This window comes from Pseudarthrobacter sp. MOO14 (genome assembly GCF_058267675.1).
The window spans coordinates 3,032,141-3,044,100 of sequence record NZ_CM177849.1; the positions used below are offsets into that span (position 1 = coordinate 3,032,141).

The following is an 11,960-nucleotide window of genomic DNA, read 5'->3' on the forward strand; positions in this document are numbered from 1 at the left end:
GGTCCAACAACGCTGGAGCCCACGCCGGTCCCGACGACGTCCTAGACGGGAAAATTCTTCAACGCCGGACCCGTACACGGAGCCGATGGCAACGAATTGCCCTTATGAGCTTCCTTTCGCAAACACAGCGCCCGGCGCCCCTGTACCCGATCCCGTTGCTCCTCAACGATGGCACCAGGACGAACTTCGGCCAGTTCAAGGGAAAAGTGGTGCTGGTGGTCAATGTCGCCTCCAACTGCGGCTTCACGCCCCAGTACGCCGGCCTCGAGGCACTCTACGGAAAATTCCGCGACCGCGGCTTTGAGGTCCTCGGTGTCCCGTGCAACCAGTTCGCCGGCCAGGAGCCCGGCACCGACAGCGAAATCGCGGAATTCTGCGAGCGCAACTTCGGCGTGACGTTCCCGCTGACAGCCAAGGCGGACGTCCGGGGCCGGAACCAGCACCTGCTGTATTCCGAGCTGACCAAGTTCCGCACCGGTTTGCTGCCGGGAGCGGTGAAGTGGAATTTCGAAAAATTCCTGGTGGGCCGTGACGGGACAGCGGCGGCCAGGTTCGGCCCCACCGTGGAGCCGGACGCGCCTAAGGTCATCGAAGCGATCGAGGAAGCGCTGGGCTGATCCGCCGGGCAGGCCGAATTAAGTCTGCAGAAGCGCAGTTCTTTTGATTTTTTCCACATCAGCTACGGCGATTCACCCCAAGTTTGCCAAATGTCTGATTGGATAAATATTACTGAAGGGTACAAGGGAAGAACGGCTTCCCACCGACCATAGAGGTAGCAATGGAGCACATCGAGGCCGAACATCCCCGGCCACGCCACTTCCTACTCCACTTGAGCGATCCCCACCTGTTGGGAGGTCCAGAACCCCTCTACGGAACCGTCGACAGCGAAGCACGCCTCATCCAGCTTTTCGAGGAAGTCAAGGCGTCCGGTGCACGGCCGGAGGCTGTGATTTTCACGGGCGACCTCGCAGACAAGGGTGATCCCGAAGCCTATGTGAAACTGCGGGCCATCGTTGACCCTGCATGCGAGGAACTTGGCGCCAAGGTGATCTGGGCCATGGGTAACCATGACGACCGTGCGAACTTCCGCCGGGGCCTGCTGGACCAGCCAGGCACCGATGAGCCGGTGGACCACAGCTACTTCATCAATGGGTTGAGAGTCATTACCTTGGACACCACCGTCCCTGGATTCCACCACGGGGAGCTGAGCACAGCACAGCTGGAGTGGCTGGCGCAGCAACTCGAAACGCCGGCCCCGGACGGCACCATCCTTGCACTCCACCACCCGCCGGTCCCGTCGGTACTCGATCTTTCGGTGCTGGTGGAGCTGCGCGACCAAGCCTCCCTGGCGGCGGTGGTCCGCAACTCTGACGTCCGCACCATCCTGGCCGGCCACCTGCACTACTCCACCACGGCCAGCTTCGCCGGTGTTCCGGTCTCGGTCGCGTCAGCATCCTGCTATACGCAGGACCTCAACGTTCCGGTGGGAGGCACCCGCGGGCAGGACGGCGGACAGGCCTTCAACCTGGTGCACGTATACGAGCACACAATCGTGCACTCGGTGGTGCCGATGGGCCGCGCGGCCACCGTGGGTGAATACGTCTCGCCCGAGGAAACCGCCCGGCGCCTGGCAGCTGCCGGAGTCCGGATTCCGGAAACCGCCAAGCAGCGCCGCAGCACCAAACAGGGCGTGGCCAGCAGCAAGTAGGCGCGCCGGGTTCCGGAGCCGGCCGCCGGTAAGTCCGGGCACCCGTGCCCGGACTTCACTTTTCCCAGGGAGCCTTGATGGGGAAGTACTTTTCCAGGAAGTCGGTCACGGCTTCTGCGCGTTCGTCGGCACTGACTTCGGGGAAACTGCCGTCGTTCAGGCAGAAGAAGTCCATGTTCCGCTTGGCGAGCAGCTTGGGCAGGTAGTTGATCCCGGCCCGCATGGTGGTGTCCACGTAGCGCACCTTCGCGGCCGTCTGCGTGACCGCTCGGCCTGTCAGCAGGGCGTAGTAGTGGTAGAACGAGTTCGTGACGGAGATGTTGTCCGCTGCCCGGAACCTGCTGGCCGCCGTCTTCCGGAATTCTTCCGGGAATTCTTCCTCCATCTGGGCCACGAGGCTGCGCCGCAGCGGAGCTGCAGTGTGTTCCAGGTGCCGGGTGGTGATCCGCCCGAACCGGTTCCAGAGAAGCTTGCGGTTGACCCGGGCGGCGTTCTCAAACCCGCTGCGCTCGGCAGCGTTCTCGCCCAGGCCGATCCTGGTTTCTGCCTCAATGAACTTGGTGATGCCGCCGGGTGTGAAGAACATGTCCGGGCCTACGGGCCGGCCAAAGAACATGTCGTCATTGGAGTAGAGGAAGTGTTCGGACAACCCTTCGATGTGGTGCAGTTGGCACTCGACCGCCTGGGAATTGTGCGTGGGCAGCACCGAGGGATCTGCAAAGAACTCTTCGCTGCGGACGATCGTGACGGACGGGTGCTCTGCCAGCCAGGCCGGAGCGGGGGAGTCCGTGGCGATGAAGATGCGGCGGATCCATGGGGCGAACATGTACACGGAGCGCAGCGCGTACTTGAGCTCGTTGATCTGCCGGAACCGGGCCTCATGGTCGTCCCCCTCGCCCAGGACCACGCCCTGCTGCTGCGCGCGGCGGGCCGCGATGTATTCCGGAGAGCTTCCGTCCACCCAGGAAAAGACCAGGTCGATGTCGAAGCTGATGTCGCTGGCGTGGTCGGCGAACATGTTCTCGATGGTGGGCCAGGTGTGGCCGTAGCGTTCCACCGTGCCGCGGACGGCGTCCTGCCGCAGCATGGTCCTGCGGGTCAGGGAGTTCTCGATGGGGAGGATCAGTTCTTCGCCTTCGAAGGACCACAGCTCGATCTGGACGCCGGCGGAGGCGCCGAACTCGAATCCGCCCACCGGCTCCACCCGCGGCCGGTACAGGCGGAAGATCCGTGCCTGCCGGTTGGAGGACAGTTCGCCGTCCGCCACCAGGACGGAGGTCTTCTTCTTGGCGTCCACGGTCATGGAGTAGAAGGGCTCGTCCCTGCACGCCTCCACCAGGGCGGCGCGGAGTTTCTTCCGGCTCTTCCAGTCCAGCGCCACCACGGGGCGGTCGTTGTTGCCGCGGACCAGGAGGTAGGCCAGGCCCGCGTTTGCCAGGACGTTCCGCAGGAACAGCAAATCTTCCACCATGGCCTGGTAGGGGGTCCTGGTGTCGTTGATCAGGGCGTAGCGGCCCTTGTGCCGGATGACATCGGGGCGGTGCCTGAGCCGTTGTTCCGCCGCCGCCGACGTGATCTCCGCGTGAAATTGTTCCTCCACGGACGCCTGGCCGCCGTAGTAGACCTCGTCCTGGACCGGTGCTTCTGTAATGGTTGTCTCCGTGGTGGTCGAAGTAAGCTTTCTTACCTGCATGATAGTCCTGCCGTGGTAACAGCAGGTTTCGGGCCGCGGCGGCAGGGGCTCAGGCGCCCAGCGCCTCCCGCCAGGCGCGCAGGAAAGCGCCGCCGGCGTCGTCGTGGATCACCGTGCTGTCCAGTCCCAGGTCCGCTGCCGTGAGGACCGGATACGGTTTGCCGGGCACGCCGTCCGCGGGCCGGACGTCAACGTGCTTGACCGGGTGATCGTTGTGGTGCAGCCAGTCGGCCATCGCGTAGTCGGTCCGGGAATCGCCCACCGTCCGCCAAGCCCGGGGCGTGATGCCCTGGGCAGCCAGCAGTTCCACCGCGCGGCTGGCGCCGAGGTCCTTGCCCAGCCGCACGGACTCGATATCGGTGGAGATGATGGTGGGATCCACCCGGTAATCCACTGCGTCGTCGGAATTGGGGGCATGGTGGTCCAGCCGCACAACGCCCAGGCCGTGCCTGCCCATGAGCTCCATGGCGTCAGCGTCGAACAGCTTTTGCTCGGCCAGGTACTCGGCGCTGGGCACGTCGATGTGCTGCTCCACCGAGACCATGGCGCGTTTGGTTTCGTCAAAGAACATGTGGGCGGCGTAATCCTCCGCCACCAGGCGCCGGATGTCGTCGCCGTACGCTGCCGGCACGGCCAGTTCCCGGTCCACGTGGATGGGGCCCGGCCCGGCGGAGGTATAGCTGAACCAGACGGCGCCCTTCTCGCACACGGCGTGGATGACTGTTCCCGCCGGGATCCCGGCGGCGATCATGGGTTCCATGACCTGTTCGCGGATGAACGCGTCCGAGCGGCCGGTGTTGAAGATGACGGGGATTCCGGCTGCCGCGAGTGCCACCAGGTCAAGGATGATGTCCGGCTTCACGTCGCGGGTCACTGGGCTTGCCACGGGTCCGTCCACATCCAGCAGCAGCGCCAGCGGGGGCGTGGATGGCAGGCGGGTTCCTGGCTCGGGCATGGCGGGGGAGTCGGATGCGGTCATGGCTCCATTCTGTCAGCAGGAACCGGCCCGTTGCCGTGGAACGGGGCGATGTGACGGATGGTCACTGTTTGGCTACAACCTGGCGCCGGTCCGCCCTGATGCTTTCGCTGGGGCGGCGCGGTGCCTACTGTTGCATGGTGATATTCAAAGCTGTGGGCGAGGGCCGCCCTTACCCCGACCATGGTTACAGCACCCCGAAGCAGTGGGCGTCGCTGCCGCCGCGGCCGGTCCGGCTGGACGAACTGGTGACCACCAAGCGCACGCTGGACCTGGAGGCCTTGCTGGCCGAAGATTCCACATTCTTCGGTGACTTGTTCCCGCACGTGGTGCAATACCAGGGAACCCTTTACCTGGAGGACGGCCTGCACCGCGCGGTCCGTACGGCACTGCACCAGCGCACGGCGATCCACGCCCGGGTCCTGGTGCTCGATGGCTAGCCGCCGGCCGAAGGACCCCAGCGTCCTGCACGGCCACCGTGTGGTGTCCGGCGCTGAGCTGCGGGCAGCGATGGAAGCGGCCAAGGACGCCGACGAAACGGCCCGGGTCCGCCGCCGCGTGCTCCACGGCGTGGTCCTGGTCCTGCTGGTTGGGATGATCGCCGCGGCCATCATCGTTGCCCTCGCCATCATTAACGGGCGGCTGAAGGTTCCCACGGCCGAGCCCAGCCAGAAGCCGGTGTCTTCATGCCCCACTGCGGTGTTCGACTACACGCCCAACGACAAGGTCAGCCTGAACGTCTATAACTCCACCACCCGGGCCGGCCTGGCCCGCTCCGTGGCGGATGAATTCCTGGCGCGGAAGTTCGCGGTGGGCAATGTGTCGAACGTCAATGCCGGCTACCGGGGCGTTGCTGCAGTGGTCTCAGGCGCGGCCGGGCAGGCTGCCGCCTTCACGGTGCAGCGCAATGTACCGGGGTCCGACTACTTCCAGGACAGCAGGACCGACGCCAGCGTGGACGTCATCCTGGCCCATGATTTCGCAGCGCTCGTCCCGGCGGATGTGGTGGACCAAACCCCTGGGACCCTGGGCTGCCCCAGGGAAAGCCGCCGCATTGCCGATGCCAACAAGCTTCCGGTAACCCCGGCCGCCGTGACGGCGCGCTGACCACGGCTCAGCCGGCCGCCGCCGGAAGGCCGGCCACGCGCAGGGGCCGCCCTTCGTCGTCGAACCTTGCTCCCGCCCCCAGCTGGATGAACCGCACCGTCCGGGCCACGCGCGCTTCCAGTTCGGCAGGCTCGTCGCTGCCCCTGGCGGCACTGGAGGACAGCGTGCCCAGGATCAGCTGGGACTGCTGCCCCACGTCGGCCACCGGCAGGTAGCCCTGCTCCATGCCGTCACGCAGGATGCCCTGCAGCAGGGTGCTGAGCTCGCTGACGTGGTCGGAGAGTTTCGCGAAGGACGACGGCGACAGCACAGCCCCCATGGCCGGTCCGGGCGGGAGGTGGCGGCGGCTGAGGTCAACCACCTGGGCGCGGACGTAGAGGGCCAGCCGCTCCACCGGGTTCTCCAGGCGGCCCAGTGAATCGCGCAGGTCCGAGAGGAACTTTTCCGTCTCCTCCAGCGCGTAGGAAATCAACAGTTCCTCGATGTCCGCGTAGTAGTTGTAGACGGCGGTCCGGCCCACGCCTGCGTGCCGGGCCACGTCCGTCATGGTCAACCCGGGAAGGCCGTGGGTGAAAAGGAGTTCGCCGAAGGCTGTGAGGATACGGCGCTGCGTATCAGCGCGTTGTTCGGCGTTGCTGGCCGCTGAAATCCTGGGCATGCAGACACTTTACCGCGATGTGTCAGTAAACGGCGCTAGATTGCGCAGCCATCCGGACCGCAGGCCCCGGCCTCCGCGGAATCGACCAACACCAACGGGTTGGCTTCCTGCCACGCCTGGTTAAGCGCGCGCGTGAACGTTTCCGCCGGCTGGGCGCCGGACAGGCCGAACTTGCGGTCAATGACAAAGAAAGGGACACCACTGATGCCCAGGGACTGGCCTTCCTGGAAATCGGACCGCACCGCGTCCGAGTACTTGTCCGTGGTGAACAGTTCGTCCACCTCGTCCTCCGGCAAGCCAAGCTCCCGGCCCAGTCCTGCCAGGTATTCCCGGCTGCCAATGTCTTTGCCGTGCTCGAAATGGTCGCTGAGGAGGCGCTCCTTGGCGGCATCCTGCTTGCCGTGGACGGCAGCGAGGTGGATCAGCCGGTGGGCCGTGAAACTGTTGGCCACCACCACCTTGTCGAAGCGGTAGTTGAGGCCCTCGTCCTTGGCCTGCTGTGCCACGTGCTCGAACATCTGCGAGACCTGCCGGGCCGGCATCCCCTTGCGGCTGCTCAGGTATTCCAGTTCGGTGCCATCGAAGTGCTCCGGCAGCCCGGGATCCAGCTGGTAGCTCCGCCACACCACATCAACAGCATCACGGTGCGGGAAGGATGCCAGGGCGGCCTCAAAGCGGCGTTTGCCGATGAAGCACCACGGGCAGGCGACGTCGGACCAGATCTCAATCTTCATGGCCTGCATAACCGGCCGGCAGGGGCCGCCATTCCGGCACCTGCCATGAGATCCGCCACATTGGGTCTTGTGGCAGCGGCCGTCGTGGGCAATAGTCGGATCAGGTGGTCATGCAGCGGCCCTCGGAATCGAAGACTCATCGGGTGCAAGAGCGCATCCGGTGTAATTTTGCCCGGCCTGCTGGGGAGCCCGGCCTGTAACCTGGGAGGCCAGGAATGCGGATTGGACTTGTCTCAGGGCCGTGGATCCCGGTCCCGCCGGCAACCTACGGAGGCACGGAAAGGGTGGTGGACGCCCTTGCCCGGGGCTTCGCCGCCGCCGGGCACGAGGTCCTGCTGGCGGCACCGCTCGAGAGTACGTGCCCGGTTAGGCTCGTTCCGGGGATGCGGCCCGCCGAGTACGAAGGACTCGGCACCAGCATCAGCGAACTCAGCCATGTTGTCAGGGCTTACGAGGGACTGCAGGACGTCGACATCATCCACGACCACACCATGGCGGGGCCCCTCTACCTGCACCGGCCGGCCGGGGTCCCCGTGGCCACCACCATCCACGGGCCCATCCACGCCCAAGCGGCGGATATCTACCGCGCCGTTGCCCGGCGTGGTGCCGTGATCGCCATCTCCAAGGACCAGGCGTCGCACGCCCCCGCTGTTCCCGTCACCCGGATCATCCACCACGGGATGGACCTCTCCGCCGTGCCCGTGGGGACCGGCAGTGGCGGCTACCTGTGTTTCGTTGGCCGCTCGTGTCCGGACAAGGGACTCCTTGAGGCCATCACCATCGCCAGGCAGGTTGGAATGCACCTCAAAATTGCGGTCAAGATGCGCGAACCGGAGGAGGTCCGCTTTTTCCGGGAAGTCATTGAACCAATCCTGGGCCCCAACGAGGACTTCGTCGGGGAGGTGGACGATGCCGCCAAATACCGGTTGGTTGGCGGTGCAACGGCGTTCCTGAACCCTATCCAGTGGTCCGAACCGTTCGGCCTGGTGATGATCGAGGCGCTCGCTACCGGCACCCCGGTGATTGGGACGCTCATCGGAGCGGCTCCGGAAATTGTCGAGCACGGCCGGACGGGATTCCTGGGAAAAACCGAGGAACTGGCCGGCTTTGTGGCGGCCGCGGCCGGGCTGGACAGGGCTGTGTGCCGGCAAGCCGTGGAAGAACGCTTCAGCGCCGCCCGTATGGTTGCCGACCACCTGGAGCTTTACGCCGAACTCATAGAAGGGAGGATGCCCTCAGGGGTTCCGCAGGTTCCCCGGGTGCACCAGAATTTATTGGGGGCCTGAATGCTTCCCGATCCAGGGGGCATCTGCCGGAGAAGGGAGCCTTTCCATGACCGCCTGGAACGAAGACAACGAGGCAGCAGTATCCGATTCGGGATCGGTCACGGTCTTGGAGGGATCGTCGTTCTGCATCTCCTCCGGCACGGGCGACATCAGTCCTGACGCCGGAACCAACGGAGTCTTCTTCCAGGACACGCGGATCATCTCGCGCTGGATGCTCAGGATCAACGGCGCATTGCGCGAACCATTGTCAGCCCAACGCCCGCAACCGTTCGAGGCCACGTTCGTGGGCCGCGCCAAATGGCCCGGCGGCAGGTTTGACAGCCCCCTGGTGGTCCGCCAGGTCCGCCACATCGGCCCGGGGCTGCAGGACGACATTTCCCTTGAAAACTATGCGGCCGAACCGGTGGAGTGCGAGATCGAACTGCTCGTCGACGCCGACCAGGCAGACCTCTTCGAAGTAAAGGGCGGCCGTACCAGCGGCCTGGACGATACCACCCGGGCCACCACGGACGGGAGGCTGGTCATCGAAGCATCACGGCACGGCCAGCAACGAGGGACCGCCGTCGGCGCACGGGGGGCAGAGGTCAGCACGGACGGGCTGCGGTTCCATGTCACTGTTCCGGCACGGGGCAAATGGAGCACCAGCGTCATAGTGGTGCCCTTGGTCAACGGTGAGGCGCCGGAGGAACCCTTCAAGGAGGGGCGGCTTCCGCGCCACCGGGAAGGGGTGCGCCGGCACCTGGACTGGGAGGAAGGCGTCCCGCGGATCAGCATCGAGGACTCCAGCTTCCAGAACGTGCTCAACCGGAGCCAGAGCGACCTTGGTGCCCTGCGCATCTTTGATGCCCACCATCCCAACCGGGCTGCGGTGGCGGCCGGGGCGCCCTGGTTCATGGCCCTGTTCGGCCGGGATTCGCTGCTGACCTCCTACATGAGCCTGATGGTCAACCCCAACCTCGCCCTGGGCACGCTCCAAACCTTGGCCGGGATCCAGGGTAAGAAAGTGGACGTGGATTCCGAAGAGGAACCTGGCCGCATCCCGCATGAGGTCCGGCTCGGCGTCACTGCCGGCCTGTCCCTGGGAGGGACGGCGTACTACGGCACCGCCGACGCCACCCCCCTTTTCGTCTCCACCCTGGGGGAGCTAAGCCGGTGGGGCCTTTCCCGGGACGCGATCCAGCCCCTGCTGCCACACGCCGACCGGGCGCTGGAATGGATCGAAAAATACGGCGACCGGGACGGCGACGGTTTCGTGGAATACCTCCGGCCCAACGACCACGGCCTGGTGAACCAAGGCTGGAAGGACTCCTGGGACGGGATCAATTTCGCCGACGGAACCATCGCCGAAGCCCCGATCGCCCTCTGTGAAGTCCAGGCGTATGTCTACTCCGCGTACCTTGGCAGGTCCCTGCTGGCCCACTGGAGCGGCGATTCCGCCCTCGAAAAGCACTGGGCAGACAAGGCAGCCGCCTTCAAAGAGGAGTTCAACAAGAAGTTCTGGCTGAGGGACAAGGGCTACTACGCGGTGGCGCTGGACAAGGACAAACGGCCCGTCGATGCGCTGACCTCGAACATCGGCCACTGCCTCTGGACGGGCGTCGTGGACGAAGACAAAGCCGTGTCCGTCATGGAGAACCTGATGTCCCCGCAGATGTTCACCGGCTGGGGCATCCGCACGCTGGCGTCCGACATGGGCGCCTACAATCCGGTCAGCTACCACAACGGCTCGGTGTGGCCCCACGACACGGCACTGGTGGCCACCGGGCTGATGCGCTACGGGTTCGTGGACGAGGCCAAGCGGGTGGCCTCCGGGATCCTCGACGCCGCCCGGCATTTCGACGGGCGGCTGCCGGAGCTGTTCTGCGGGTTCGACCGTGGCGAATACCCTGGCCCGGTTCCGTATCCCACCGCGTGCTCGCCGCAGGCCTGGGCCGCGGCGGCGCCCGTGCAACTGGCACGGATCCTGTTGCGGTTCGACCCCGTCTTCACCCGCGGGGTGGTGCACCTGGCACCGATCCTGCCGGAGACGGTGGGCACCTTCCGGGCCGAAAATGTCCTGCTGGACGGAAGCCGGGTGACCATCAAAGCCACCGGAACCACCGGCACCATTGAAGGCCTTCCGCCGGGACTGAAGCTGCTGGCCGAGCCCCGGCCGCCGCTGGCCTACCCGTTGGAAGCGGCGGCGGCGGGCCTTGGCGCCCGCAGGCTCCCCTAAGGGAGGGGGCGTTCCAGCACGAAGTCGTGTTCCACCGTGCTGCCCAGCCGGAAGGACTTGGTTCCCACCTTGCGGAAACCCGACTTCCCATAGAAGCGGATGGCCCGGGCGTTCTGGCTGTTGACGCCCAGCCAGGCGCCCGCCGCACCGGTTGCGGCGGCTGCCTCAAGGCTGGCGTGCATGAGCTCGGCGGCGGCGCCCAACCCGTGGTAGTCAGGGTGGACGTAGCACTTGCTGATCTCCACGGACGGGACCAGCGTCAGCGCGGAGGAAACGTCCGGGTCCGTGGCGGGCCGGTCCACCAGCAGGCTGTAGCCGGTGAGCGGGCCGTCGGCATCGATGACCAGGATGGTGATGTCCGGGTCAGCGAGGTAGCCCGTGAAGTGTGCTTCGCTGAGCGTGTTGGCCAGGTGCGCGGCGATGTCGGATGGTGACGACGACGGCGGGCAGGCAAGCGGAAAGGTGACGGCTGCCAGCTCGGCCAGCGGGCCGGCGTCGTCCGCCGTTGCCCTGCGGATGCTGTGGGTCATGGGCGCCTTCCGGCTCAGTCGGTGATGGTGCGGATGGGGGAGCCGGCCAGCCAGGCGGTGATGTCCTCCACGGCTCCGCCGTAGAACTGCCGGTAGCTTTCCTGCGTGACGTAGCCCAGGTGGGGCGAGAGTACCGTGTTGGGGGCGGCCAGGAGCGGGTGCCCGGCCGGCAGCGGTTCCTGGTCGAAGACGTCCAGGGCCGCGCCGCGGATCCAGCCCTCGGCCAGGGCCCTGAGGAGTGCGTCCTGGTCAACCAAGGGCCCCCGCGCCGTGTTCACGAGGATGCCTTCGGGGCCGAGCAGCCGCAGTTCTTCCTCGCCCACGATGTTTTCGGAGCGCGGGGAGAGCCGCAGGTGGAGGGTTGCGACATCGGCGAGGGTGAACAGTTCCGCCTTCGAGACCAGGCGCCCGCCGGCGTCGGCCGCGGCCTCCGCCGTCAGGTTCGGGCTCCACGCCACCACGTCCATCCCGAAGGCCCGGCCGTACGCCGCTACCCGGCGGCCGATCTTGCCCAGCCCCACGATGCCAAGGGTCTTCCCTGCCAGCTCGAAGCCCACCGTGGACTGCCAGCCGCCGGCGCGCAGCGAGTGGTCCTCGGCCGGCAGGTGCCGTGCGATGGCCAGCAGCAAGGCCCAAGTCAGCTCCGGGGCGGCAGTGGGTGAGCCGGGCGTGCCGCACACGGTAACTCCGTGCTCGGCCGCCGCCGCGACGTCGATCGAGGCGTTGGCCATGCCGGTGGTCACCAGCAGCTGCAGGGCGGGAAGTTGCTCAAACACCTCACGCGGGAACGCGGTCCGCTCGCGCATGGCGATCACCATGGTGGTGCCTGCCAACGCCGAGACCAGGGCGTCGCGGGAGGCGAAGGGTTCCCGGTACGAGGTGATGGTGACGCCCGCAGCCTCCAGGGCCGCGAAGTCGGCGAAGCCGTGGGCCACGTCCTGGTAGTCATCAAGGATGGCAAGCCGGTGCGTCATGGGTGTCCTTTGCGGTGTCCAGTCGTCCACAGTCACGTTCATCGTATGGCAGGGCCGCGCGGGCGGTCGCCTGGAGTTC

The 11,960-nt window shown here is 66.2% G+C and carries 12 protein-coding genes; 6 read left to right on the top strand and 6 right to left on the bottom strand.

Annotation, left to right across the window (positions count from 1 at the left end):
• The first annotated feature begins 104 nt into the window (after nucleotides 1-104).
• The gene (locus tag AC4EEV_RS14260; RefSeq protein WP_491329248.1) at nucleotides 105-617 is read left to right on the top strand and encodes a glutathione peroxidase; all 513 of its coding nucleotides are present in this window, start codon (nucleotides 105-107) and stop codon (nucleotides 615-617) included.
• Between the two features lie 161 nt (nucleotides 618-778).
• Complete coding sequence (locus AC4EEV_RS14265; RefSeq protein WP_109045878.1) at nucleotides 779-1,708, top strand: phosphodiesterase; 930 nt, start codon at nucleotides 779-781, stop codon at nucleotides 1,706-1,708.
• A gap of 55 nt (nucleotides 1,709-1,763) precedes the next feature.
• On the opposite strand, the gene AC4EEV_RS14270 is transcribed toward AC4EEV_RS14265, so the two are convergent.
• A complete protein-coding gene (locus AC4EEV_RS14270; protein WP_018763164.1) occupies nucleotides 1,764-3,401 on the bottom strand; it encodes a stealth family protein in 1,638 nt (545 codons plus the stop codon).
• Nucleotides 3,402-3,450: 49 nt separating this feature from the next.
• Entirely contained in the window at nucleotides 3,451-4,380 is a 930-nt protein-coding gene (locus AC4EEV_RS14275) for a Cof-type HAD-IIB family hydrolase (RefSeq protein ID WP_491329249.1), read from the bottom strand.
• Between the two features lie 137 nt (nucleotides 4,381-4,517).
• On the opposite strand from AC4EEV_RS14275, the gene AC4EEV_RS14280 reads away from it, so the two are divergent.
• Nucleotides 4,518-4,817: a type II toxin-antitoxin system VapB family antitoxin gene (locus AC4EEV_RS14280; protein ID WP_026264985.1), complete on the top strand. Its 300-nt coding sequence runs from the start codon at nucleotides 4,518-4,520 to the stop codon at nucleotides 4,815-4,817.
• A complete protein-coding gene (locus AC4EEV_RS14285) occupies nucleotides 4,810-5,484 on the top strand; it encodes a LytR C-terminal domain-containing protein (protein WP_491329250.1) in 675 nt (224 codons plus the stop codon). Before AC4EEV_RS14280 ends, AC4EEV_RS14285 begins: the two co-directional genes overlap by 8 nt.
• 7 nt (nucleotides 5,485-5,491) lie before the next feature.
• Here the strand turns inward: AC4EEV_RS14285 and AC4EEV_RS14290 are convergent, their stop codons facing one another.
• Nucleotides 5,492-6,142: a TetR/AcrR family transcriptional regulator gene (locus tag AC4EEV_RS14290; RefSeq protein ID WP_133831112.1), complete on the bottom strand. Its 651-nt coding sequence runs from the start codon at nucleotides 6,140-6,142 to the stop codon at nucleotides 5,492-5,494.
• A 35-nt stretch (nucleotides 6,143-6,177) separates the two neighbouring features.
• Nucleotides 6,178-6,876 (bottom strand): DsbA family oxidoreductase, encoded by a 699-nt coding sequence (locus AC4EEV_RS14295; RefSeq protein WP_491329251.1) that lies wholly within the window; start codon nucleotides 6,874-6,876, stop codon nucleotides 6,178-6,180.
• Nucleotides 6,877-7,091: 215 nt separating this feature from the next.
• Here AC4EEV_RS14295 and AC4EEV_RS14300 point away from each other — a divergent pair, with 215 nt between their 5' ends.
• Entirely contained in the window at nucleotides 7,092-8,162 is a 1,071-nt protein-coding gene (locus AC4EEV_RS14300; protein ID WP_133831110.1) for a glycosyltransferase family 4 protein, read from the top strand.
• Nucleotides 8,163-8,208: 46 nt separating this feature from the next.
• The gene (locus tag AC4EEV_RS14305) at nucleotides 8,209-10,377 is read left to right on the top strand and encodes an amylo-alpha-1,6-glucosidase (RefSeq protein ID WP_491329252.1); all 2,169 of its coding nucleotides are present in this window, start codon (nucleotides 8,209-8,211) and stop codon (nucleotides 10,375-10,377) included.
• Here the strand turns inward: AC4EEV_RS14305 and AC4EEV_RS14310 are convergent.
• Together AC4EEV_RS14310 and AC4EEV_RS14315 are read right to left on the bottom strand one after the other, a co-directional pair.
• Nucleotides 10,374-10,907, bottom strand: a complete 534-nt coding sequence (locus AC4EEV_RS14310; RefSeq protein ID WP_109045884.1) for a GNAT family N-acetyltransferase — start codon at nucleotides 10,905-10,907, stop codon at nucleotides 10,374-10,376. The genes AC4EEV_RS14305 and AC4EEV_RS14310 overlap by 4 nt on opposite strands.
• Before the next feature lie 14 nt (nucleotides 10,908-10,921).
• Nucleotides 10,922-11,881 (bottom strand): D-2-hydroxyacid dehydrogenase family protein, encoded by a 960-nt coding sequence (locus AC4EEV_RS14315; protein ID WP_285320425.1) that lies wholly within the window; start codon nucleotides 11,879-11,881, stop codon nucleotides 10,922-10,924.
• Between the last annotated feature and the right edge of the window lie 79 nt (nucleotides 11,882-11,960).